Origin of the sequence: Sphaerochaeta sp. (assembly GCF_050256055.1) — a bacterium.
Lineage (GTDB): Bacteria > Spirochaetota > Spirochaetia > Sphaerochaetales > Sphaerochaetaceae > Sphaerochaeta.
This window is the reverse complement of the sequence record NZ_JBFWIJ010000019.1, coordinates 1-25339: the sequence shown is the minus strand read 5'-3', so window position 1 is coordinate 25339 and position 25339 is coordinate 1. Positions and strand designations below refer to the sequence as shown.

General features: G+C 47.7%; 22 protein-coding genes. 10 read left to right on the top strand and 12 right to left on the bottom strand.

Features of this window, described 5'->3' with window-relative positions; genetic code table 11:
* Window positions 1-7 precede the first annotated feature (7 nt).
* A complete protein-coding gene (locus AB7C91_RS08750) occupies window positions 8-1102 on the bottom strand; it encodes a mandelate racemase/muconate lactonizing enzyme family protein (RefSeq protein ID WP_428590676.1) in 1095 nt (364 codons plus the stop codon).
* Window positions 1103-1318: 216 nt separating this feature from the next.
* Here AB7C91_RS08750 and AB7C91_RS08745 point away from each other — a divergent pair, with 216 nt between their 5' ends.
* The gene (locus AB7C91_RS08745) at window positions 1319-1984 is read left to right on the top strand and encodes a GntR family transcriptional regulator (protein WP_428590673.1); all 666 of its coding nucleotides are present in this window, start codon (window positions 1319-1321) and stop codon (window positions 1982-1984) included.
* 105 nt (window positions 1985-2089) lie between these two features.
* On the opposite strand, the gene AB7C91_RS08740 is transcribed toward AB7C91_RS08745, so the two are convergent.
* Complete coding sequence (locus AB7C91_RS08740) at window positions 2090-2935, bottom strand: MurR/RpiR family transcriptional regulator (protein ID WP_428590670.1); 846 nt, start codon at window positions 2933-2935, stop codon at window positions 2090-2092.
* A 120-nt stretch (window positions 2936-3055) separates the two neighbouring features.
* Here AB7C91_RS08740 and AB7C91_RS08735 point away from each other — a divergent pair, with 120 nt between their 5' ends.
* Genes AB7C91_RS08735 through AB7C91_RS08710 form a run of 6 tightly spaced genes read left to right on the top strand, consistent with a single transcriptional unit; the run spans window position 3056 to window position 10002 of the window.
* Window positions 3056-4357, top strand: coding sequence for an ABC transporter substrate-binding protein (locus AB7C91_RS08735; protein ID WP_428590667.1), 1302 nt, complete (start codon window positions 3056-3058; stop codon window positions 4355-4357).
* 60 nt (window positions 4358-4417) lie between these two features.
* Complete coding sequence (locus AB7C91_RS08730; protein WP_428590664.1) at window positions 4418-5296, top strand: carbohydrate ABC transporter permease; 879 nt, start codon at window positions 4418-4420, stop codon at window positions 5294-5296.
* 12 nt (window positions 5297-5308) lie between these two features.
* A complete protein-coding gene (locus AB7C91_RS08725) occupies window positions 5309-6142 on the top strand; it encodes a carbohydrate ABC transporter permease (protein WP_428590661.1) in 834 nt (277 codons plus the stop codon).
* Window positions 6143-6150: 8 nt separating this feature from the next.
* A complete protein-coding gene (locus AB7C91_RS08720) occupies window positions 6151-7686 on the top strand; it encodes a xylulokinase (RefSeq protein WP_428590658.1) in 1536 nt (511 codons plus the stop codon).
* The gene (locus AB7C91_RS08715) at window positions 7683-8813 is read left to right on the top strand and encodes a 2-dehydropantoate 2-reductase N-terminal domain-containing protein (protein WP_428590655.1); all 1131 of its coding nucleotides are present in this window, start codon (window positions 7683-7685) and stop codon (window positions 8811-8813) included. Before AB7C91_RS08720 ends, AB7C91_RS08715 begins: the two co-directional genes overlap by 4 nt.
* Window positions 8814-8817: 4 nt before the next feature.
* The gene (locus tag AB7C91_RS08710) at window positions 8818-10002 is read left to right on the top strand and encodes a hypothetical protein (RefSeq protein ID WP_428590652.1); all 1185 of its coding nucleotides are present in this window, start codon (window positions 8818-8820) and stop codon (window positions 10000-10002) included.
* Between the two features lie 153 nt (window positions 10003-10155).
* Here the strand turns inward: AB7C91_RS08710 and AB7C91_RS08705 are convergent, their stop codons facing one another.
* From AB7C91_RS08705 to AB7C91_RS08685, 5 genes are all read right to left on the bottom strand, one after another.
* Window positions 10156-11814 (bottom strand): dihydroxy-acid dehydratase, encoded by a 1659-nt coding sequence (locus AB7C91_RS08705; protein ID WP_428590649.1) that lies wholly within the window; start codon window positions 11812-11814, stop codon window positions 10156-10158.
* Between the two features lie 48 nt (window positions 11815-11862).
* A complete protein-coding gene (locus tag AB7C91_RS08700; RefSeq protein ID WP_332445815.1) occupies window positions 11863-12309 on the bottom strand; it encodes an RbsD/FucU family protein in 447 nt (148 codons plus the stop codon).
* A gap of 32 nt (window positions 12310-12341) precedes the next feature.
* Window positions 12342-13619, bottom strand: coding sequence for a TRAP transporter large permease (locus tag AB7C91_RS08695; protein ID WP_332445814.1), 1278 nt, complete (start codon window positions 13617-13619; stop codon window positions 12342-12344).
* Window positions 13616-14134 carry a TRAP transporter small permease gene (locus AB7C91_RS08690; protein ID WP_332445813.1) on the bottom strand — a complete coding sequence of 173 codons (519 nt, stop codon included), beginning with the start codon at window positions 14132-14134 and terminating at the stop codon, window positions 13616-13618. The genes AB7C91_RS08695 and AB7C91_RS08690 overlap by 4 nt, the downstream gene beginning before the upstream one ends.
* Window positions 14135-14202: 68 nt before the next feature.
* Entirely contained in the window at window positions 14203-15204 is a 1002-nt protein-coding gene (locus AB7C91_RS08685; RefSeq protein WP_332445812.1) for a TRAP transporter substrate-binding protein, read from the bottom strand.
* A 411-nt stretch (window positions 15205-15615) separates the two neighbouring features.
* Between AB7C91_RS08685 and AB7C91_RS08680 the strand changes: the two genes are divergently transcribed.
* From AB7C91_RS08680 to AB7C91_RS08670, 3 genes are read left to right on the top strand one after another with little or no spacing between them, the layout of a single operon-like run.
* Entirely contained in the window at window positions 15616-16761 is a 1146-nt protein-coding gene (locus AB7C91_RS08680; protein WP_428590644.1) for an iron-containing alcohol dehydrogenase, read from the top strand.
* Window positions 16762-16800: 39 nt separating this feature from the next.
* The gene (locus tag AB7C91_RS08675; protein WP_332445810.1) at window positions 16801-17910 is read left to right on the top strand and encodes a GntR family transcriptional regulator; all 1110 of its coding nucleotides are present in this window, start codon (window positions 16801-16803) and stop codon (window positions 17908-17910) included.
* 22 nt (window positions 17911-17932) lie between these two features.
* Window positions 17933-18898 carry a D-2-hydroxyacid dehydrogenase gene (locus AB7C91_RS08670; RefSeq protein WP_428590641.1) on the top strand — a complete coding sequence of 322 codons (966 nt, stop codon included), beginning with the start codon at window positions 17933-17935 and terminating at the stop codon, window positions 18896-18898.
* Between the two features lie 218 nt (window positions 18899-19116).
* Here the strand turns inward: AB7C91_RS08670 and AB7C91_RS08665 are convergent, their stop codons facing one another.
* From AB7C91_RS08665 to AB7C91_RS08645, 5 genes are all read right to left on the bottom strand, one after another.
* Window positions 19117-19980 (bottom strand): helix-turn-helix transcriptional regulator, encoded by an 864-nt coding sequence (locus AB7C91_RS08665; RefSeq protein ID WP_428590638.1) that lies wholly within the window; start codon window positions 19978-19980, stop codon window positions 19117-19119.
* A 54-nt stretch (window positions 19981-20034) separates the two neighbouring features.
* On the bottom strand, window positions 20035-21684 hold the full coding sequence (locus AB7C91_RS08660; protein WP_428590635.1) for a glycoside hydrolase family 3 protein: 1650 nt from the start codon (window positions 21682-21684) through the stop codon (window positions 20035-20037).
* Window positions 21681-22640 (bottom strand): ABC transporter permease, encoded by a 960-nt coding sequence (locus tag AB7C91_RS08655; RefSeq protein WP_332445805.1) that lies wholly within the window; start codon window positions 22638-22640, stop codon window positions 21681-21683. Before AB7C91_RS08655 ends, AB7C91_RS08660 begins: the two co-directional genes overlap by 4 nt.
* A gap of 15 nt (window positions 22641-22655) precedes the next feature.
* A complete protein-coding gene (locus tag AB7C91_RS08650; protein ID WP_332445804.1) occupies window positions 22656-24143 on the bottom strand; it encodes a sugar ABC transporter ATP-binding protein in 1488 nt (495 codons plus the stop codon).
* Between the two features lie 63 nt (window positions 24144-24206).
* Window positions 24207-25310 (bottom strand): substrate-binding domain-containing protein, encoded by a 1104-nt coding sequence (locus AB7C91_RS08645; RefSeq protein WP_332445803.1) that lies wholly within the window; start codon window positions 25308-25310, stop codon window positions 24207-24209.
* Window positions 25311-25339 lie beyond the last annotated feature (29 nt).

Below are 25339 nucleotides of genomic sequence, written 5' to 3'. Positions count from 1 at the left end.
CGAATTTTCACATTTCAAAAGTTAAGAAAGATGCAAGCCGATCATAATCCAAAGGAATCCCCAACCCAGGCGATTTTGAGGGAGTAACATTCCCTTCTGGATCTAGACTGAGTGAAGAAGGAAACATCGCCTCCTTTAATGCATTTGTATTATTATCATAGTATTCAACTATCAAGCCATTTGGGATTGCGCTAACCAATTGGGCATGAATCTCTTGATCTCCATGTGGCGCAATCATGACATGGTTAGCCATCGCCAAGTCAGCTACTTTTTTCCACTCGGTAATTCCGCCAAGGACCTGAGCATCAGCATTATAGATTTGTGCTGCGTGAGCATCCATAAGCTGTTTAAAGCCCCAACGAGTGTATTCATTTTCACCAATAGCAATAGGAGTATCAAGTTTCCGACAGAGTTCTGCACAACCTTCAATATCATCAGGAGAAAGGGGTTCTTCAAACCAATAAATATCTCGCTTGTCAAGTTCACGACCAATTTTAAGTGCATCCAATCGATTATAGGCATTATTTGCATCTACCAAGATTTTGATATTAGGTCCTATCGTATCACGAACAACATCGATCCTGTCCAAATCTTCTGCAATACCAACACCACCAATCTTCATTTTAATAGCTTTGGCGCCTGACGCTAGATTCGCTTCCATCTCTTTCTTTAGTCCAGCATACCCCTTACCTTTCTCGTAATACCCTCCCGCGATGTAAGCAGGAACAGTGTCTCGGTATCCTCCCAAAAGCTGACCGATGGATCTTCCTGCAACTTTACCTTTAAGGTCCCAGAGAGCTATATCAATTGCACTAATGGCTCGTGTCTCAAAGCCTTTCCTCCCATACACTTTGGGTAGATACATTTTCTCCCAAATACGCTCAACATTAAAAGGATCTTCACCTATAACCCTTTCTTTCAAACTAAGTAAAGTCTCAACGACAACCTTCGTTCCATGAGCCCACCCGTATCCCTCATATCCATCATCAGTGTGTAAACTGACAATCACAATATCTGTTGAAGCATAGGCGTATTTCCCGTTCGCAATCGGAGTTCGATGATTAGCTGAATAAGCATGTACATGTAAATTGACAATTTTCATTAAAATACCTCAATTGTACTATTTGAGTTCAAGTTGTATACAGGTAATTCTATTTATGTATTTACAAAATTGTCAACAGTTTTTTTCTCATGCTATATACAGAGTATTTGCGAATTAAAAAAAATTATACATTTTGTACACATCATGTATTTTATTCTTGAAATTCTTGCATCTTTACTCCATTCTATGTCCTAGGAAAAGGAAACTTATATATTCATGAAACGGCCAAAATTAAGTGAAAGTGCATACCTTGAAATCAAGCGCCTGATAAAAGACCAGGTATTCAAACCAGGGGATCCACTTCCTGAAAATGTACTCTCGGCTACGCTAAATATGAGCAGGACACCCATTAGGGAAGCTTTACATAAGCTGGAAGATGAAGAAGTGGTGATAATTAAACCACGTCTAGGAGCTTTCGTTGCGTCTGTAGATTTTACTCAGCTCTGTAACCTGTATGAAACCAGAGAAGCAGTCGAAGGTATGATGGCAAATCTTTGTTGCAAACCACATGTGCCCGTTGAACCTTTTATAAGAATGCGTGACGAATTAAACCAAATAATGAGTATACAAGAAGATAAAGAACGTGAATTGAAAATGCATGCATTCGGATTAAAATTTATTTCATCACTTCGTGAGTTCTGTGATAATCCTATGCTAGCCAAATATTCGACTTCAATTTCTGCACTCATTGAAAATTTTAGTAAAGTAACACACAGTATACCACTGTTTCCTGATGAATCAGCTCCAGAAAGAATGGAGGTGCTAGAAGCAATTATTGCTAAGAATTCAAAATATGCAGAAGAAAAAGCAAGATTTCATGCACAAATGTGTTTGTATAGAATTATGAATTCCGCAACACAGCATCCGAAAAAAAATATGTAAAATTAGACCAAACATAAAACATATGCATCTCTAGTTTCGGCATACATCAAGGTTGAGACCACTATATCGACCATCGGGACTTCATCTCCCCCTTTGCTCACCATCCTAATCATACGCCGCATAGGTTTTTTTGATTGTTTGGATATACTCATCCGGCTTGTTCTTGATGATTCGGGAAAACAACATATCGATAAGCACCAGTTGGCTGATCCGAGAAGAACTGGCGCCTTGTCGCTTCAAAGGTTCGGAAAGGGGGGCCAAAAGCACAATATCGCTGAGCATCGCCACATCACCAAGTCTGTTCCCGGTGATGGTGACTACGGTTACACCCCGTTCCTTCATAGTTTTCGTGATGCGTACCATCTGATCAGTATTTCCCGAATGCGAAACAACCATTCCCACCATGCCTGGTTTCATATTGGTGGCGGTAATCATTTGCATTTGGGTTTCCTGATAATATCCGCAAAGAAGTCCAAGTCGTTGCATTTTGTGGGCAAAGTCAAAGGCAATTCCGTTGGAAAGCCCGATGCCGAAAGCATGGATATACGTCGCTTCTTCAAGAAGCTTAGCCGTCTTTGCAAGTTCCGGCAATGAGACCATGCGTTCCAAATCCTTGATACTTTCAATACTGCTCTGCCCTATATGGGATATTATCGATTGTCCATCTTCACTCAGAGCCGCCGGATCCTGGATTTCCATTGCCTCATTGGTTTCGGTTCCCACAAAAACATCCCTGGCCAACATGATTTTCATCTCATGGAATCCCGGGATACCAAGAGATCTGCATAGTCTCATTACCGCCGATGTGCTTGCACCGGTAGCCCGTGCGATATCAGCAACCTTCTGATGGATTACATTTTTCTTTTCATCCAAAATATATCGCGCTACCTTTTGCTCTGACTCCGGCAAGTTGTCCAGTTTTGACTCCAGAAGGAACAACAGACTATCCATTTCAATCCTCTTGCATCGAATCATAGCACAAGGGAACAATCCCGACTAGATAAAATTTTTTGTTGACATTTTTTTTCATACACTCATATACTAGCTGTATCAACAAAAAAGGAGTTGACTATGAAAAAATCCCTGATTGCTCTTTTGGTGGTCCTGCTCGTTGCAACCACCTCCCTTGGTGCAGCAGGAACCACGGAACAAACTCAACAAAAATCCGATGTAACCATCAGGGTTCTTGCAGGGAGTATTCCTTGGACTGACTTCATCAAAACCAAGCTTCCCGAATTTACCGCAAAAACTGGAATCAAGGTTGAATTGGAAGCGTATCCAGAAGACGTACTGAGAAACAAAGCAACAGTAGAGCTTACCGCAAGAAACAAGGACTTTGACATCTATACAACCAGTCCTCCCCAGGAAATGCTGATGTTTGCCAAGAATGGATGGAGCACACCGCTGGATTCCTACATTGCAGCATCACCGGAATATGATATCAATGATTATATGCCGGGTGCGATTGCAGGAAGCCGGACCAACGGACAAACCCATAGCATTCCCCTTTTCACTGAACGCCCTGTCTTGTATTATCGTGCCGACATTTTTGCTGCAAAGGGTCTGAAGCCCCCCAAGACCTTTGCAGAACTTGAGGCAATCGCTGCCCAGCTGAATGATCCAGCCAACAAATTCTATGGATTTGTCGAACGTGGATCCGGCAATGCGGCTGTTACCCAGTTTGTGACCTTCCTCAGGGGATATGGTGCCGACTATCAGAGCCCTGACTACAAAACGGCAACCATCAACACCCCTGAAGCACTCAAAGCATTCCAATACTATGGAAACATTCTGAGAAAGTACGGCCCTCCCGGAGTCTTGAGCATGAACTGGGGTGAAACCTCCAACATCTTTACCGAAGGGCTTGCCGCCATGCGTATTGACAATGACAGCCAGTATGGGCGTGCCGTCGACAAAACCAAATCCTCGGTATGGGACAAGGTGGAATTCGCCGTCGTTCCTGATGGTCCCGAAGGTCTCTCGATCTGCAACGTTGCCCCTTGGGCACTCATGATCCCCTCCTTCTCCACCAAGAAGGATGCTGCTTGGGAGTTCATCAAATGGGCTACCAGCAAGGACATGTCCCTGCTCGCCATGCAGGCCGGACAATTTGGTGCACGTCAGTCGGCATGGACCAACCCTGCAGCCACCAAGGATCTTCCCCCTTCCCTGGTGCAAGCGGTCAAGGATTCCATGGGAGCGAAATATTCCATCGAACGACCGGTGACCATCCAGGTTGGCAAAACCCGTGATATCATTGGAACAGTCATCCAAGCTGCCATTCAAGGCGTCAGTGATGCTGAACTCAAGGCAATAGCCGACAAGGCAAACGCTGACTTCCAGAAAGTTCTGGATGAAGATTACAAGAAATAAATCGTTACAAGCAGGAGGGGAACACCTCCTCCTGCTTGCTTTCCGAGAAGAGGCTTTGTTATGCAAGCATTGAAAAACGAACAGAGAACCAAATACTACTTTATTTTACCCGCCTTTCTGTTCGTCGCGATCATGGTCATCATTCCTGTACTCTATACCTTTTTCCTCAGCTTCACGAAATGGTCGATGGCGGGGAAACCCGACATCATCTGGTTTGACAACTATCTCACCATGTTCGCTGACTCTCGGTTTCTCAAAGCAACCTATCGGACGCTTCTCTTCTCTGCAGCCGCACTGCTCTTTGAGGTAGTGCTGGGAACCGGTATCGCACTCTTTCTGAATCGCGATTTCATAGGAAAGCCATTGGTCAAAACATTCTTCCTGCTTCCCATGGTAGCCACACCGGTTTCCATAGGATTAGTCTGGATGCTCATCTATGAACCTACCTTTGGCATTGCAAACACACTACTTGGGTACCTGGGCTTCGAACATCTCCCCTTGTGGCTCGGAAGCCCGGATACAGCTTTACTTGCCCTGGTCATCATGGATATCTGGCAATGGACCCCAATGATCAGTCTGATCGTAATGGCCGGCCTCGCCGCTCTACCTACGGAACCCATAGAATCAGCCCATGTGGATGGAGCGAAAGCCTATCAGATCCTTTTTCGCGTAACGCTGCCCATGATCACTCCTACCGTCGTAGTCGCCAGTCTGCTTCGACTGATCGATGCGCTCAAGACATTCGATATTATTTATGCGACCACGCAAGGCGGCCCCACGTTCTCTTCTGAAACACTGAATGTATTGGCGTTCATCAATGCCTTCCAATATTTTGACCTCGGATACGCCTCTGCCATGTTGGTAGTATTCTTCCTGCTCGTCCTGGTACTCAGCCTATTGGTAGGCAGACTCAGAGACCGTGTCAGAATCGATTTTTAGGAGGAATGACCCATGGTACGGTACTCGAGCAAGAAAAACAGAATCATCCGATCAACAGGCTATTATCTGACCGTCTACATCATCCTTCTGGCAGTGACCTTTCCATTCATCTGGATGGTGCTATCCTCGTTCAAACTGCAGTCGCAAATGCTGAATATGCAGTATCTCTTCAAATTTGATGCAACAAGTAGAAACTATCGGGAGCTCTTCTCCAATTACAGCTTTTTCCGCCCCATCCTCAACAGTTTCATCATAGCGCTTGTTTCCACCCTCCTCTCGCTGGTACTGGCTTTGCCCGCCTCGTATGCCATTGCCCGGTTCGGTATGAAAATGACCAGCCTCATGCTGCTGGTGGTACGGATGATACCCGCCATTACGTTTCTTGTCCCTTGGTTTGTCTTATTTTCCTTCTTCGGGATCGTCGACACCCATTTTGGTTTGATCCTGGCACACATGGTCGTGGCTCTCCCGTTCATCATATGGATCATGGTACCGTTCTTTGAATCGCTGCCCAAAGAGTTGGAGGAATCGGCCGCGGTGGATGGAAGTTCCCGTTTCAATAGTTTCTTGAAAATCATTCTTCCTATCTCAGGTCCCGGTATTGTCACCGCTTCGATTCTCTCTTTTGTTTTCTCTTGGAATAATTTCATGTTCGGCATCATTCTGAGTGGTCGGGTTACCAAAACCTTGCCGGTAGCCATCTATGGATTCATTTCCTATACCGACATCAACTGGGGAGGCCTCATGGCCGGTTCGGTTGTAGTCACCATACCGGTTATCATCATTTCCCTGTTTTTGCAGAAATACATCATCAAAGGTCTCACTGCTGGTGCAGTAAAAGGATAAGAAACACCATGCAAACATATCTTTTAACCATCGACACTGGATCTTCATCCTCAAAAATTGCCATATTCGATACACAAGGCACACTCATCCATCTAATCCGTAAATCAACATCGGCCATCAGACGGGATGCTGGCCATGCAGTTCGTGAATATACTCCAGAAACATGGTGGGAAACCACTGCAGAAGGGATACGAGAACTCTTGCAGAAAAGTGGACTCTCTTCAGCTTGTATAGCAGCAATTGGACTTACCGGGCAAATCGGTACACATATTCTCGTTGACCAAGAACATGTACCGGTCATGAGTGCCATCAGTTGGCAGGATGGAAGGGCTGCAGACCAAGCGAAATGGCTCTCTGAACACTATCACTCTACACAGCTTGATCAAGCGCTGGGTATGCACCTCCCCCCGGGGACTGCATGGCCGATCCCGCGTCTGCTTTGGCTGAAACAGAATAGGCCTGAGTTGTTTGACAAACCTTTCAAACTTCTGCAAACCAAGGAATACCTCAATTACATGCTTACCGGTGTCTATGCAACCGATGTGCTGAGTTTGCGGGGGTTGGTGCATCCAAAGACAGGAAAAATCGATCCCCTTATTCAAACGACAATTCTGGGCATACCTGATTTACAAGCACGTCTTCCGTCGTTTGGAGACGCAATGGAGGTTGTTGGCTCGGTCACCCAAAAAGCTGCAGAACAGACAGGATTGCTTGCAGGAACGCCGGTAATTGCAGGTTGTGGCGATTTTCATGCATCCTTGGTGGGAACAGGGATCGTAGACGACCAATTTGCCTTCACTATCTCCGGTACCTCTGATCATATCGGTCGGCTTTGCAGATCCAGTGACACCCAAGCGTACGACGAACGACTCGGCAGGTATCCATCCGTCGTTGATGGTTGGGATATTTGGTATGGGGCAACTTCAGCAGGTGGAGGATCCCTGCAGTGGTTCCTGGAGCAATTCGGAGAGAGAAAAGCGAACCAAACCATACAAGCATATGTCAAGGATATGATGGAGGGTGCTCCGGCACCTGCTCCTTTCCTCTTCTTGCCCTACCTCAATGGGGAGCGTGCTCCCATCTGGGATGCGCAGGCAAAAGCAGGTTTTGTCGGATTCAGTTCAGCTCATACAAAAGCACACTTCCTCAGGGCCGTACTGGAAGGAGTATGTTTCAGCTTGAAGGATTGCTATTCCATCATGCAGGAATCACAGAAAACACCCGCCCAACTACGGGTTTCCGGAGCTGCGGGTGCCGATCCCGTATGGAACCAGATGAAAGCGGACATACTCAATACGGAAGTGGTGTCGATGCAATGTCAGGAGAGTTCGAGTTTGGGAGCTGCAATTTTGGCAGCAACAGCAATTGGTATTGCACCTTCGCTCTCAACTGCGGTACAAACAATGGTTCACCCTGCTCAGCAGTACACTCCCAATGCAAAGTATCATGACACCTATGAAGAAATGTTCCTTCTCTATCGACAACTCTACCAACAACTCAAGCCAATCCATGAACAGCTGGCAAGACGAAGGAGCACTGTATGAATTTTACCATTCTTGGAGCAGGGAAAACGGGAAGAGGGTTCTTGGCCCGATTAGTACAGGAAGCCGGACAAGTCCCTGTACTCCTTGACTCATCCCTAAGTCTCATTACGACCTTGCGGGATCAAGGACAATACACCATTGAATTCTTCGGTCGGGAAAGGCCTGATCTCACCCTTCAGGTTCCCAAGGCCTACCATACCGAGGAGCCGGAAGCGCTTGAAGCTATTGCCCAAGCTGACATCCTCTTGGTGAGCGTAGGGGCAAGCAATTTGGAACAGGCAGGCTCCTTGATCAAAGCAGCGCTGGACAAAAGAACGGAGACGAATCCTCTGTTGATCATCACAGCGGAAAATGCAATCAATCCGGCTATGAAGCTGAACAAAGCAATCCGGATGACAAGCGGGCAAAACGAAGCAACCAAAACCGACAGCCTTTCTTTCCTGGTAACCGAAGCGGCAATTTTCTGCTCTACCATCGAAAAACCTGGTTCTGCTGTCGACATTCTTTCTGAAGCATACGATCAACTCCCCTATGATGCACTGAAAGCTGGTTCCCTGTATGCACTCCCCTCTTCCTTCGTTCCAGAAATGCAGTTTCCGTTGTTATTGACCCGAAAGATCTATACGTATAATTGCAGCAGCGCAGCGATAGCCTACCTGGGTTCCTATCTTGGCTATGCTTGGTATGCCGACGCAGCCAATGACCCGAGAATCATCAGAGTACTCGACGCTCTGTATGGAAAAATCAACAGGGTGCTCTGCAAAGCGTATGCAATCGACAGCCAAGAACAAGAACAGTTTGCTGTATCAGCCAAGCATAAGTTTCAGAACCAAAACATCAGGGACTCGATCGAGCGCAATGCACGGGATGTGATGCGTAAGCTTGCCCCTGACGAGCGGTTGGTTGGTCCCTTGTTGCTTGCTGAGCAGCAGAAGTTGGAAATAGAGCCGTTGGAATTGGTGATTGCTGCTGCAATTTGGTATGCACTGCAGCAGAACGAACAAGCCGTATCTTCTCGCTACAAGCAGGAAGGCGTCGCAGGATTGGTTCCTCAGCTTCCGAATGCGATGATCCAACGGATTGAGACTCACCTTCGTGCATTCCAAACCCGTACAAAGGAGTTGTAAGACAATGCAGATTCTCATGATCGGAGCAGGGAAAATTGCTCGTGGATTTATAGGCCATCTCCTTTGGAAAGCAGGATATCCATTTCGGTTTATTGAGTACAATTCCAATTTGGTACGATTATTGAACGAACGGAAACAGTACACCGTCAGGATATTGGGAGAAACAATCCATACAGATCTGGTGACCAATGTCAGTGCATGGGGATACGATGACAGCAAGGAAATCGGGGAGGCCGTATCCTCTGAGGTTGATACCATCTTTGTGTCTGTTGGGGGAAAGAACCTGTCTTCTGTCGGTATATTTCTCAAACCACTCTTGTTGCAGAGAATGCGAACCAACAATCATGATCCGCTCAATATTGTCCTTTGTGAGAACTGGATCAAACCTGCCGATCTACTGAAGGCATCGGTGTACGAAGGGCTGTCAAACCAAGAAGCCGAGTTTCTGGATGTTCATGTAGGATTTACTGAGTCAGTAATCATGCGTTCGGCAATTGAGCCGACCAAAGAAGTGCTGCAGGAGGACCCGCTTGCAGTGAATGTACAAGATTTCTGGTATTTGCCGATCGATCGGAAGCGGATCAAAAAAGACCTCCCCAAATTGGAAGGTCTTACCTATGTTGATGATTTTGACGGATATCTGGATAGAAAATTCTATACCTACAATGCAGCAAACGGAACGGTTTCCTATTTGGGGAGCCTGAAGCACTATACCTATATTTCTGAAGCTGCACGTGATCCAGAAATTCTGGAGGTATTGGAAAAAGTATACGAGGAAACGGGAAGAGCCTTGTGCGCAAAGCATGGGTTTGACTATGCAAGTCATATGGAATTCACCAGGACTTCGTTGAATAAACTCCAAAATATCCATCTCGTTGATTATCTTGAACGGAATGCACGGGATCCTATCAGAAAGCTCGGCCCGACGGACAGGTTGGTAGGCCCAGCGAAAATGGTGATCCAATATGGTGGCCGACCTGAAGGGTTGGCAACCTCCATTGCAGGGGCAATATTCTATGACCAGCCATCCGACCCCATCGCACAACAATTAAAAGAAATGCGAATCAACCATGGGATCGACTCTATTCTGGAGAATGTCTGCAAGCTGCATCAGGATACAGATGCACAGTTGATCAATCTCATTAAAGTGAAAATTGAGATGCTCAAGAATCGCGGTTGGATACGATAAACGGTTCAAAAATACCGAGTAGACAGTATCGGCAATTATGATTCATGGGAACTATTCAAACTTTTTTTGGGAGTTACTTACCAAGGAGAAACACGCTCCCTTGCGCCAGCTAGCCACAAAAGAGCGTGCTTCAGAAAAAAGGATGTATGTCACTTAGAGATCCCAGTAGATCGAAGCACCTCGATGGGCGGAGGAAGTCATCTTTCGGTACAGTGCAAGATAACCTGTCGCCGGCTTGACCAATGGCTTCCAGCCCTTCTTCCGTTTTGCCAGCTCCTCAGTACTGATATCCACCATGAGTGATCTATGTTCAATGTCGATATGAATCATATCGCCATTTTGGATGAATGCGATGGGTCCACCGTCATAGGCTTCCGGGCTGACATGCCCGATTGCCAAACCACCGGTCGCCCCGGAGAATCGTCCATCGGAAACCAATGCGATATCCGAGCCCATCTTCTTGCCCAACACTGCGGCCATGAAGGTTTCCATATGAGGCATTCCCGGAGAACCTTTCGGACCTTCATACCGGATGACCACCACATCCCCTGCGACAATCTTATCATTGAGCATTGCCTGCCATGCATCATCCTGGGACTCGTAGACCTTTGCCGGACCGCTGAACGTCCATAGCCCCCGAGGAATCGCCGCAAACTTCACGATGCAACTTTCCGGCGCAATGTTTCCCTTCAGTACGGCCAATCCGCCATGTGGATGAATTGGGTCGGCACAAGAGCGAATGACGTTCGCATCCAAGCTCCTGCTGCCTTGCGCCATGGCAACGGTAGTCCCGAACATACCCTTCGCAGTACCGATGATCTTTCCCGCTTCCAATAATTCGCCTACCACCGCGTTAAGCCCACCGGCACGGTCAAACTCTTCCATGGTGTAGGTCTTATGATTCGGATAGATGGCACTGATCCAGGGTACTTCGGCACTAATCTTATCAAAGAATACCGGATCAATGTCGATGCCTGCCATTCTGGCCATTGCGGGAATATGGAGGATGGAGTTCGTCGAACCGCCGGTAGCCATCATATACCGAACGACGTTCTCAAAATTGTCGCGGGTAATCACATCGAGGGGACGAATCTCCTGCTGTACCAATTGCACCAGTCTTCGGGCGGCTTCTCGGGCGAGCGCATGCCATTTCTCGGTCTGGCTGCGTACGCTTGCATTCCCAAACGGGGAGAACCCAAGCAGTTCTGCAGTAGCGCACATGGTATTCGCCGTCCCCATGAACGGACAGGCACCCGGTGTCGGGCATGCCGATCGTACGATGCCTTTGTAATCTTCCTTGGACAGCTTGCCCCCCTGGTAGGCGGCGAAGGCTTGCTTGGTATGGGTAAGGGTAAGCATTTCCCCTTGGTAATGCCCTGCGGCCATATACCCGCCCGTAAACATTACGGTGGGGATGTTTACCTTCAGAGCCCCCATCAGCATACCGGGAACCACCTTGTCACAGGTGGAAAGCAGCAACATGCCTTCAAGCATATTCAGTTCCGCAAGCGTCTCTACCTCGGTCGATACCAAGTCGCGGGAAGGCAACGTATACCGATCCCCGGGGGTGTTTGAGCAAATGCCGTCACAAATGCCGCTTACCGGCAACTCCAAGGCCAAACCACCGGCTTGATAGATTTCCTCTTTCAACTCGGCAATCACATCCCTGAATGGGAAATGCCCTGGATTCATCTCATTCCACGAATTCAGGATACCGATGATCGGACGCTTCGCATCCTCTTCGGTAATGCCCATTGCATAGAGCAATGCATTCCTATGGTCAAGTGATTCCTCATTCCATGTTCGAATCATAGTACGATCCCCCTGTTGCGGTATACAGCAGCCGTAGGTTTGCTTGGCTTACCGTTCCTCACCGATTCTGACGATACCCTTTCGGATGATGATGTTTGCAAAGCGGGCCGACTCGCTGGTTGCAACCACAGCGAATGCGCGTGAAGCGCGGTCATAGAAATCCTGCCGGTCCAGATATCCGATCGAAACCGATGATCCGTGGGCGGCATCCAAAACAGTTTGGTACGCTCCACTGATATTTCCCGTATAGTCGGAATTTGCAGGAATGCGCATCAGAAAGACCGGATGTTCGACCGCATAATCGATCGGAAAGTAATGCAATACAGCAGGAAGCAACGATGCAATCGTTACTCCTTGGTACGCAATCAAGCGTTTGGCCAAGGAACCAGCGGGGAAATTACGGTCAGCGAAGACGATCTCGTCCCCATGCCCCATCTGCATCATTACCGACATGAGTTCTGCCGAGAGCAGCGGATCAATATGTTTCAATACCATGATTCTTCTTCCTTTTCCTTGTATTTGCTGCCTTACATCAGCAGATTCGGTATGGTCATCACCAGTGCAGGTACATAGGTAATCAGCAACAGAACACCGATCATGACCACCAGGAAGGGTATGAAGGCCTTCACCACATAGCTGATCGAACATTTGGCGATCCCGCAGGAAACAAAGAGGCAGACACCGACGGGCGGGGTAAACAGACCAATCGCAAGATTGACGACCATGATGACCCCGAAATGTACGGGATCAATGCCGAGGCTGGTTGCAATCGGCAGCAATATCGGCGTGAAGATGATAACTGCCGGACTTAGATCCAACCAAGTGCCTACGAAAAGCAATAATGCATTCATGATCAGAAGCAGTACGAATTTGTTGGTCGTGATGCCTGTAATCAGGCCGCCGATCATTGCAGGAACACCCTGTTGGGCGAAAAGCCATGCCAAGGAAGATGCGGTTGCGATCATCAATGCCACTTGGCCGGTTGTCAGAGCGACTTCGGCAAGCATCTTGGGAATATCCCGGAATCTCAATTCCTTGTAATAGAACCTACCGAGCAGGAAGGAATACAGGGCAGCAACTCCTGCAGCCTCGGTCGGGGTGAATATTCCTCCGACAATACCTCCGAGAATGATGATCACCGTCAACAAAGCGGGGATGCCCTTGAGGGTGATGAGAATGCTTTCCTTCCATCCAACAAACGCATCGCTCGGATAGTTTTTCTTATGGGATATCACACCGGAAACGATCATCAGAGCTACTCCGGTCAATATGCCGGGAATGATGCCGCCTAGGAAAAGTTTTCCGATGGAAGCACCCGAAGAGGCTCCATATACCACCATGGGGATTGAAGGGGGAATCATGACCCCGATCGTTGAGGAGGTGGCCGTAACGGCAACCGAGAAATCCTTGTCAAATCCCCGTTCCTCCATAGCCGGGATGAGAATCGCACCGATCGAGGAGGTATCGGAGGCTGCTGAACCGGTGATGCCGGCAAAGAGCATGCTTGCTACGATATTGATATAGGCAAGCCCTCCCTTGAAGTATCCGACCAACACCTTGGACATGGAGATCAGGTCGTTGGTGATCCCTCCCAACGCCATGAACCGTCCGGTCAATATGAAAAGCGGCACCGCTATCAGGGTAAAGGTATCCATCCCGGTGAACATCCGTTGGACAAAGATCATCATCGGGACATCGGAAGCCCAGGCAATGCCTCCGACAGCCGCCAATGCGGTACAGATTGCAATCGGGACATTGAATACCATCAGGCCGATCATGATGACGAAAACAATTGCTGCTATCATATCTGTACATCTCCCTTGAGCGTTTCCATCATCACAGGTTGCGCTGTATCCTCGCCTTTGAGATGCAACAACAGTTCATGAATGCTCAGGATCAAATAGAGGATCCCGCTGATCGGCAACACACTGTAGATGTATTTCATCTGGACACGCATGATCGGCGATTTCTGCCGTCCCACGATTCCCAGAAGTTTGTATCCGTAGTATGCCAACAAGGATGCGAAAAAGATTTGCATGGAATACACGAAAATGCGGTTTACAAACCGACTCTTCGGTTTCATCTTGCTTTCAAAGTAATCGATGCCCAGGTGCATCTTCTTATGCATGGTCAACACGCTTCCAAGAAAACAATACCAAATGAAAGCAAAACGGGCTAATTCATCCGTCCAAGAGAAAGGAACCTTGAAGAATATGCGGGTGAATATCTGCATGAGGACGGTGGTGATGAGCAGTACACCGATCAGCCGTACAATATACTCAATAATGTAGTCATACAGGACGTGGACGAACTTCTCCATTTCCCATCTCCTTGCGTTCAGACATGAGGGAACGGAATTAGCCGCTCCCTCATGGTCATTTCAATCAATTACTTCAAAAATGCGTCGATGATGTCGCCACCAATCTCATTGCGATACTGAGAGTAGATGGGGGAAACTGCGGCGATGAAGGTGGACTTGTCAGTAATGTCGTTGACCTTCATACCCAGCTCGGTCAGCTTGGCAAGGGTGTCGTTCTGGCTGTCCGAGTCAAGCTTGGTTGCAAATGCTCCGGCTTCCTTGCCTGCATCAACCAGCACTTTCTGAATGTCGGCAGGAAGCTTGTCAAAATACTTCTTGTCGAAGGCAATGATGTTCGGAGTAATGTTATGGGCGGTGAGCGAAACATACTTGGTTACTTCATACTCTTTCTCGGAAAGAATGATGCCGACCGAGTTCTCTGCACCGTCGACCACTCCGGTCTGCAATGCCATATACCGCTCTGCAGCAGAAAGGGGTACCGGGACCGCACCAAGCAGCTCAAAGGTTCTGGTCATGATCGGGCTTTCCATAACACGAATCTTCATACCCTTGAAATCAGCTGCGGTATTGATGGGATTGCGGGAATTGTAGATATTCCGAGGGGAGCGGATCATCCAACCCAGAATCTTCAAACCGGTGCTCTCTTCCAAGGAAGCGGAGAGCTTGGCATCAAGACCGTCGGCAAGGACCTTCTGCAGGTGTTCCACATTCTTGGAAAGGTAGGGAAGGTCGAATACCATGAACTTCGAATCAAAACCGGAAAGTACGGCAGTGTTGATTTCCGCTGCCTGCAGGCTACCCATCTGCATCTGCTCGATATAGTCGCGGTGGGCACCAAGCTGGGCGCTGTGGAATACCTGGACATCGACACGACCGTTGGTTCGTTCCTCGACGATTTTCTCGAATTCAAAGAATGCCTTTACACAATTGTCCGTCGGATTGGACGGGGTGGCCATCTTGATGACGTACTGTCCTTTTGCATCGGCAGCAGAAGCTTCCTTCCCCCCCTGTGCGAAGAGCACCGATGAAAGCAGAGCCAATACCAGCAGAAACACAACCGTTTTCTTCATATTTTCTTCTCCTTTTGGCTGAGTGACAGACATCCGCCACTCTCAATGAACATACATGTGTTACTACATGTTTCCCATAGCATAGCATAGGTTTTCCCGAATGCAATAGTTTTTTTCTCTATTTGACAGATTCTCGATTATGCTGATCGATTGGTTTCATTTGTATTTATATTGTATTATATATAATACTATTACTTGATATTCAGAAGAGTATGGCTTTGCCATACCCAGCGAACGGATTTCATCCTGCATGATAAAACAAAACACCAAGCGATATTTTGTTCGTGAAATTTTATTGACTTTTGATCTGTTCAATGCAAGTATACAAACAACAGGTATGCTACAGGTGGCATAACCGGTATGACAGCACTGCGATGACTGTCAACAGCACAATTTTGGAGGCTGCAACGTATGTGGGAGATGATAAACAACAGACGGATAGTGTTCGGAGAAAACCGAGTTGATGAAATACCGGGAATCTTGAAATGGTACGGACTGAAGAAAGTGTTCTTTGCTTCAGGCAACTCCAATCCCGCACTTCGCGAGCGCATCTGCAACGGCCTCACCACTGAGGGCATCGAATATTCTATATACCTTGCCATACAAGGGGAACCTGATCTTACGGTGATCAACAATGGACGTGACCAATTTATTACAGAACATTGTGACTGCACCCTCGCCGTCGGGGGAGGGAGCGTCATTGATGCAGCCAAGACAATCGGCATGCTGGCCACAAACGGAGGACTTGCCGAGGACTACCAGATGCATGGACGGGCAGTTACCCACGTACCACCGTTTTTCATCGCCGTCCCCACCACTGCGGGAACCGGTGCAGAGGCTACAAAAGTTGCCGTGGTGAAGAACAACTACAACGGCTTGAAGAAAAGTCTCTATCACACAACCATGATCGCCGATGTGGCCATCCTGGATCCGCTGGTAACCGTGGGGATGCCGAAGCGGCTCACCGCCGCAACCGGTATGGACGCGCTCAGCCATGCCATTGAATCGTATGTCTCGCTGAACGCCACACCGCTTACGGAAATGAACGGGCTCCAGGCCATCCGCCTGATCAAGCAGTCATTGGAACGCGCTTGCGAGCATCCTGATGATATTGCAGCTCGTTCGGACATGCTGCTTGCAAGCTATTTCGGAGGATGTGCAATTTCAGCCGGCATCGGCATCGCCCATATCATGGCGCAGCCGATCGGGGCAATGTACACCATCCCCCATGGGGATGCCTGCTCGATCTTCCTTCCGTTGGCAATGGAGTTCAATCTTGATTGTGCTGTGCATAAGTATGCTCAGATTGCAGAAGCGCTTGGCGTGGCCGTGCATGGAGAAAGTGAGCGAAACAACGCACTGCGGGCGATCGAGGAAGTGAAACGCCTGAGAAAGAGCATCGGGGCTCCGACTTCGCTCAAAGCATATCTGAAGGGGGAAACCCCTGATGAGGACCTGATGGTGGAAACCGTGAAGAAAACCACCGGGCATATTACCTGCAATCCACGGAAGGTTGATGAAGACGTGTATAGATACGTTTTCAAGCTTGCAATGTAACTTGCTACACGATAAGGTTTCATGGAGGAGTTTTTCACAGTGGCCACTACAAAATTATTATATGAGATCGTCTATGATACGCTGAAGGCCCAAATACTCTCGGGAACCTTTCAAGAAGGGGAGCTGCTCCCCTCGGAACGGGAAATCGGGGAGCAGCACAAGGTCGATCGGACGACCGTTCGGAAAGCCCTGAAAATGCTGGTTGACGACCAGTTGGTCGTCAAACAAGCAGGGATTGGGACAAAGGTGTGCCGTGAGGGAGAAGTGTCCATACACAAGGATCAGGAAGAACCTTCGGGGAAAACCGCCTTGAATGGAAACATAGGGTTTTTTCTTCCTCCCTCGGTACACCGGACCGATCGTATCAGTCAGCCTTTCTACTCCACCCTGTTTTATCACACGGAACGGGAATGTCGTGCCCATGGATACAATTGCCTCTATTCAACGTTGGATGAGCACGATGATTTCTCGCTCGTCCTCAAACGTCAGCACTTCGATGGAATCATCTTTGTCAGCAATACGGCCGACAAGTTCATCCAGATGTCCATTGATGCACACATTCCCTGTGTTTTGGCGAATGAATACAACCCGAAATTGCTCTCGTATCTGCCGGACAATACAAATGGGATGATCCAGATGTGCGACTACCTCATCGGACTGGGGCATCGCACATTTGCGTTGATTACCGGCATCAACACCTATCTGACGTCCCAAGAGCGAATGATCGGCTGCACCTACTCCTTCTCGAAAAATCAGATCGCCCCGCCCTATATTGCCAGTTGCGATTGGGAACCCGATACGGCTTATCGCATCACCAAGGAATTGCTGAGTACGGCAGACCCCATGCCTACGGCAATCATTGGCTTCAACGACAATATCGCCATCGGATGTCTCCGCGCTGCAAGTGAGTTGGGTTTGCAAGTCCCAAAGGATATCTCGATCGTGGGGTTCGATGACATCGAACAGAGTCGGTATGCAATCCCTGCGATCACAACCGTCCATTCCGGTATCAAAGAATTGGCCCAAGCGACCATCAATGGGCTTTTGTTCCAAATGGCCAATCCAACTTTGAATACTCCCATGCGCTGTTATGTACCCTGTTCACTGGTAATCCGCCAGTCCACCGCAGAGCCGGTACGAAAATCCTAAGAACCATAAGGAATGTTCCTGTATGAACCAGATAGAAACGCTGTTGCTCAATTGTTCACATTTCCAACCCGATGCATCTGAATTGAAAAAACTGGCCGAACACTATCCCGAGCTTCGGGTGACGGTCGCTGATGAACCATCCTACACCATCGAGCAGTTGGCGAAGGCACAGATAGTCGTCGGGTTTCCCAAACCCGGGGATCTGGTGCATGCAGAGCATCTGCGCTGGTTGCAGACACCAAGCGCCGGGGTCGGCCAATACAGCAACAAAGCGCTCTTCCGGAATAAGGGCATCCTGCTGACCAGTGCAGTCGGCACCTATGGGAAGCAGATCGCCGACCATGTGCTGGGGATGATCATTGCATTCAACCATTATTTCTTTACGTATCAGCGTCAGATGGAAACACAACATTGGCAGCGGTATTTTCCCACTCATGATATCTGGGAGAGCACCATCCTGCTCATCGGGTTCGGGGACATAGGGAAGAACATTGCCATCCGAGCCAAGGCTCATGGCATGCAGGTACTGGCTGTGAAGCGGACCATGACGGAAAAACCGCCGTATGTGGATGAACTGTACACCACCGAGTCTCTGGACGACCTGCTTTCCAGAGCAGACTATGTGGTGCTCTGTGTTGCCTCGACTCCCCAGACGGAGAACATCCTGGATGAACGACGTATCGGTTTGATGAAACAAGGCTCGTACCTGATCAATGTAGCTCGGGGTGCGTTGGCTGACCAAGAGGCATTGGTCCAGGCGCTGCAAGACGGGAGGCTTGCAGGTGCGGGCTTGGATGCAACTGAACCGGAACCGCTTCCCCCTGAACATCCACTTTGGAGGATGCCCAATGTCTTCATCACCCCGCATGCAAGCGGTATGTCGTTGAGCGACCCGCACCAAGTCTTTAATATCTTCTTCGAGAATCTGGGGCGATACCTCAATGGGCAGCCCATGCGGAATCTGGTGGACTTTGATCGCAGGTATTGATTGTCTGGGTTTGACATGCACCTACACTGCGTTCTGGGTGACAGAATGAAAAGATAAAAGAGGATTTCCTTCGAGTAGCGTAGTTGATTACTACAAAGACTGACTAAGAAAGATCAATCATCAAGACACATGGACTGATTGCATACAAACACGTCACTCATACTTCAGATTTCTTTCTTGAAATTATCAAAATCGGAAAAAGAAAAACCATCGGTGTGCTACTGAGAATCTTCCTCTTCACCCATATTCATAAGAAATACTTGAAGGTTCACGCCCTTGTTTTTCAGACCAAGTTTTTCTCTGAGGTTGTTCCTATGGTTCTCAACTGTCTTCTGAGTAATCTCGAGCGTATTGGCGATATCCTTACTGGACATCCCCATTCTGATGAATTCAGCAACTTTTACCTCGGAAGGTGTAAGCACCTTGTATAACTTTCCCATGGTTCCCGAAGCATCAACCATCTCATCCAGATTTTTTTTAATGATATCCAAACAGATGAGGGTCAAAGGATCCTTTACCAACTGCTCTTGTATCTCCAACTGAGGGAGGAAATAGTCCTTTACCCGCTTTCTGTTCTCTTCGGTGGGTTCTATGGTTTCCAACTCCTTCAATTCCAATAGAAAGGCTTGGACCATCTGCATGTCCTGCATCTCTTGCTCTGTCTGTTTCCTACTTTCCTGTTTCGGATCCTGCGCCAGTTGTGTTGCATCCAACTCAGTATGCATCTTCACTTGAAGAAAAAATCTACCCGGAAGAGAAGCATGTGAGAACAGAACAAATTCCAGAAATCCATCACGGGTAGTTATTTCTACAGCATCCTCAAAAGAAAGCTCCATAATTTTTCGGATTTTGTCGATATTTTTCTGTGGCAGCAGATAGACGAGATCATCGAGAGTCTTCAATCGGCTGCCATTGGGAATATTCTGGAAGAGAATCGTACCAGTTTTGTCAAAGACCAGAAAAAATATGTTGTTCTTTTCAATCAGTGTTTCAAGAATGGAAACATACACCGACCCTACCTGGGATGATTGTACCGTTTCGAGAAATGAATCTTTTTGCATGGTTCCACTCTTTCCAAACATACCTGCAGTATAGATGTTCGGCCAAACCCACTGCAAGCTGTTTTCTTTGAAAACCTAAAGCTCGTACGGTACTGAAACCGGTAATCGAGTAGCTATAGCCTCATCCTTCCGTTCCAACACATATTTGGCAGCTGCCTTTGCTGAACACGTTCGACTTGAATAGGAACAAAGGTACGTTACATTCTTGGGATACAGCGAGAGCTCATAGGGGCTACGCAATCCAATAATAATCAACTTCTTCCCATACTGGCCGCACAACCGACGTACCAATTCCTGTTGCGCCTGTTTGTCAAAATCCTCGCCAGGAAGCGGATAATCCTCGGTAATCACAAGAATGGCGGCTGCAGCATCAAGCAATACTTTTTCTGTATCCACTTGTTCGTGTGAGAGTACCAACAGTTCCTCAGATTTCTGAAATTCTTCAATGAAACTTTCAAATGCCGGTATCTCCTGATTCGGCCCGATACCCCTGCTGTTTACCATGGAATGATAGCTGGAACGGGGGGTTGCATTAATACAGATTATCCTTTCCTTGCGCGGAAGTGGCCAACAACCTTTTTGTAAAAGGGAAACCGCCTGGCTTGCCAAGTTGCGTGATTGTGCAGCATATGTTTCCATTTGTTCCGGTATGAGACGAGGAGTTCGCAACATCATTGCATTGAACTTGCAATCAAGAATTCGCAAGAGTTTATCGGTAACCAATTCCTCTGACAGTATACCCGTTTCAATCGCTTTCTCCACAAGTTCCAAGCTCCGCAGTTGTTTGCCTAAATAATCACCGGTTTCAAAATCATAGTGCTCTTCACTGAGCATGACAATGTCCACGCCTGCCTGCAGCGCAAGCAACGTTGACTGTGCAGGATCATAGGTCTTGCGGATAGCTCCCATATTCATGCTGTCAGAAAGAATGAGCCCGGTAAAACCAAGTTCACCACGAAGAATATCCTGCAGGATTGTCTTGGAAAGCGTTGCCGGATTATCCTGATCTATCTGGGGATAGCGGATATGACTGGTCATAACCAGCTCGGCACCAGCATCTATGCCTGCTTTGAAGGGGACGAGATCAGACGCACGCAGCGAATCATAGGATGCATCGATGAAGGGAATTTCTCGATGCGTATCCCCAGAGGTGGCGCCATGTCCTGGAAAATGTTTCAGACACGTAAGAATTCCGGTATGACGAGCGGCTGATACTGCTTTGGAGACTGCCTCTGCCACTTGATCGGGGAACTGCCCGAATGACCGGGTTCCGATAATGGGAGAACGAGGATTGCTGTTCACATCGGAACACGGACCAAGGACCAGATTGTACCCGACGCTGAGCATTTCGTTTCCGATGACAGAATACATAATGGAAACCGCTTGGGGATCATCGATGGCATTAAGCGCCATATTACCCGGTCCAGTGTGTGACTCGGGTACCAATACCCCCCAAGCGCCTTCCTGGTCAACACCGAGAAGCAATGGGATTCCTTGTTTCTGCAAACTCATGGTCTGCAATTTGGTACTGATTGATTCAGCTTCATCGAAGGTTCTGGCATTATCCTGGCTTATGTAGCAGCCACAAATCCCATAGGTTTCGATAAGTGGACGAATGATTTCCGGATCTTTTCCCGGATACGCAAGGAGAAACAGTTGCCCCGCTTTCTCTTTTGGCGACATGGATTGGATTAGAGTTAGGATTTCTTCCTTGGTTTTCTTCATTTCACTTTCTCCCGCATGGTCAGTGCAACGGAAACAATGATAATCAACCCACGGAATATCATCTGCTGATCCACAGAGAATCCCATAAGGATCAAACCGTTGTTCAAGATTCCCATAATCAACGCTCCGAGCAGGGAACCAACAACTGAGCCCTTGCCACCATTCATGCTGGTTCCACCGATGATAACCGCTGCAATAACGATCATGACATCGTTCTCTCCCAAGGTGTATCGTGCTCCATGAAGCCTTCCTGAATAGAGAATACCGGCAAGAGCCGCCATGATCGCGTTGAGGAGCATGACGGAAATCTTGATATTCGGAACTTTGATACCTGAGTACATGGCTGAAATCTTGTTCCCTCCGGTTGCCAACACTCTACGACCATAGGGAGTTTTCTTCAGTAACAAATGCCCAATGATCGTCAAGCTGATCGTCCAGAGAAAGAGTATCGGAAGCGGTCCGAGGTCACCTGAACCAAACAGAAAGGTGAATGCATCGTTGTTGATGGGTATCGATTGAAGGTTACTCACCCACCGGGCTAATCCCAGAACAATCCCGTTCATTCCAAGCGTGACCAAGAAGGAAGGAATGTTCATCTTTGCCACCAAAAGACCATTGGACAATCCAATCACGGCCCCTACCGCAAGACCACACACGAGTGCAAGAAGAATACTTCCTGTTGCATTGAGTATCTTTGCAGTTACTATGGAGGAAAGTGCCACTACGGAACCAAATGAAAGGTCAATTTCCCCAGTGGAAAGAACAAATGTCATGCCAATTGCCATAATCGATGTCATGGCAGTCTGGCGGGCGATATTCATCAGGTTGGAACCAGAGAGGAACCCTTTATCAAAGAGAAGGATTGAGAAAAGAAGAATAACACCGAGAAAAATATAGTAGATTACCAATTCCCGCCATTTCACCTGTTTCATCTTTTCAGAAAGTGTAGTATTCATGCATCGTTCCTCACATTACTGGACCATATAGAGAAGCGTATCTTCGGTCATCGAGCCAGACATACATGCTGAAAGTTTTCCCCGTTTCATGACGTAAATGGAATCACAATAATCAGCAAGTTCATTGAATTCTGAGGAAACCATAAGCACGGCATTCCCCTTTGCAGCATAAGCATGAATGATTTTCATAATTTCATGTTTTGCCTGAAGATCGACGCCAAAAGTCGGATCGTCGAGCAACAATACCCGAGAATCACTGGCTAAACATTTGGCCACAACGATCTTTTGTTGGTTTCCCCCTGACAAATATCGGACCACTTGGTTTGGCCCTTGTGTCTTGACGCCAAGCTGTTTGATGTACCGCTTGGAGATGGAGTCCTTCTTTTGCTCATCGACAAACAGAAGCCGTTTGATACGATGGACAATAGGCATTACCAGATTCTCAGAAACAGAATAGTCGAGCACCAAACCTTGTTCCCGTCTATTCTCTGGAACTAATGCAATTCCATGGGCAATAGCATCCGATGTTGAATGGATAGTAATCGGTTTACCATCAAGCCGGATTTCTCCACGGAGGAGGGGATCGATGCCAAACAATGCACGAAGCAATTCCGTACGTCCACTCCCTAATAGTCCGGCAATACCCACAATTTCTCCAGGATACACCGAGAGCGAGACATTCTCGATCGAACGGGTAGTCAAATCGATTGCTTCAAGTAGTGGCTTCGCTTCCCTCAGTCCCTGTACATGCTCCCATGTGACGCTACCTCCTTGATCGTTGGTCATGGATACGACCAATTGCTCCAAAGTAATATCTTGCGTTGATTTGGAAAACAACACGTTCCCATCTCGGATCATGGTGACTCCATCACAAATCTTGAAGATATCCTGGAGGTAATGGGTGATGTAAATAATGGTGATCCCTTTCTGTTTCAGGGTGTTGATCACCGTAAACAATCGCTCAATCTCCGACGTGGACAGCGAAGCAGTCGGTTCATCCAAGATGAGTATCTTCGGATCATTGGAAAGAGCTTTTGCAATTTCCACCAACTGTTGTTGCCCGATGCTCAAATCAGAAACCAGATCCCCAGGATGAATCTCAGTATTCACCCCGATGCGTTCCAGCAATTGCAGCGCATACTTTGCGCTTGCTTTGTCATCTATGAATGGACCGAAGCGAAAGGGAATCGATTTGAGAAAAATATTTTGAGCAACAGTCATGGTGGGGACCAAACTCAAATCCTGAAAAACCATAGCAATACCTGCTTGCAACGCTTCTTCGGGAGTCCTGTATTCACAAGGTTGTCCATACAGGGATATGATCCCTGCATCCTTGACATATACCCCATTGAGAATCTTTACCAAGGTTGACTTACCGGCACCGTTCGGTCCCACCAGAGCATGTACTTCTCCTTTTTTCACGGAGAAATCCACATCATGGAGAATTTGAACGCCGTTGAAGCCAATGTTGATGCCTTTCGCTTCTATTGCATATTCGTTCATGTCCATTCCAATCCTTTGCAAATAGGTGCTTGTCGGAGCGATTCACGACAAGCACCCCTATGGTTATTTCAATGCTTGAGCAATTTCGGCAGGCAGGGCCCTATTCAGGGATTGCTTCCAAGCTGCTTCGATATTCTTCTTGGTGATGGAAATTGCGGGGACGGTAACAAAGGCAGGGGTTTCCTTGCCAAGCATACTCAGTGCACCCATCTTCACCAAGCTTTCTCCGAGCACAAAAGGTAGGTCGGCAACGACTCCCTTCATGTTTCCACCTTTCGCCATATCCATGACATTATTTGCGCCAAGGTCTATGGTGAATACTCCTACGTTCTTGTTCCCGGCAGTCCTTGCTGCAGCAACAACTCCCTCGGCAAGGACATCCCAAGGAGCATAGATTGCGTCCACATTGGGGTATTGGGTCAGGATGGCCGATGCAAGGGTTTCCGAATCGCTTGCGTTTACAATGCCACGTTTGGCTACAATCTTGATATTGGGATAATCCCTTCGCAAAACGGCTTCAACAGCTTGGTCACGTTGGTTGGTCACATAGTAGTTGGCATCATGGAACATTAGGGCGACTTCACCTTTTCCGTTCAAATAGGATCCGATCATATCGGCAACACTCTTACCCATTTGGAACAGGTCGTCGGTTACGATTCCCGCATAGTCCTTGCCATGCGTAAAATTGCTTGGAAGGTTGCTGATCAACACCACTTTGACACCTTTATCGATAGCCTGTTTCAAAGCCACTGAGCCACTGACAGGGTCCAGCACCAAAGTGATGATGATGTCAGGATTGAGCGCAAGCGTGGTTTCGATATCGGTACGTTGTTTGTTGGGATCTTGTCCGGCATCGGTAACGGCAACTACATTCATGTTGAGTTCCGTGCTCATGGAACGTGCACCGGCTATCACGGCATTTACCCAGTCGGAAGACTCGTGCATAAGGATGGCTACCTTGTAGCCTGCTTTCTTCACGGTAGCCTTCTCTGCATCGGTAAGCACGACCTTTGAATAATCAGTCGGAGCTTCCCCATTGGGGCCTTTTGTTTCATAGACATACTGCGAAGTATCGACAGCAGCTTCCTTGGTTCCCTGCGAATAAACAGGAAGGGTCAGTGAACATACGAGCAACACTGCAAGAATCAGTACCAGTTGTTTTTTCATGATTCTCTCCTTTTGATCAAGTATAGCTC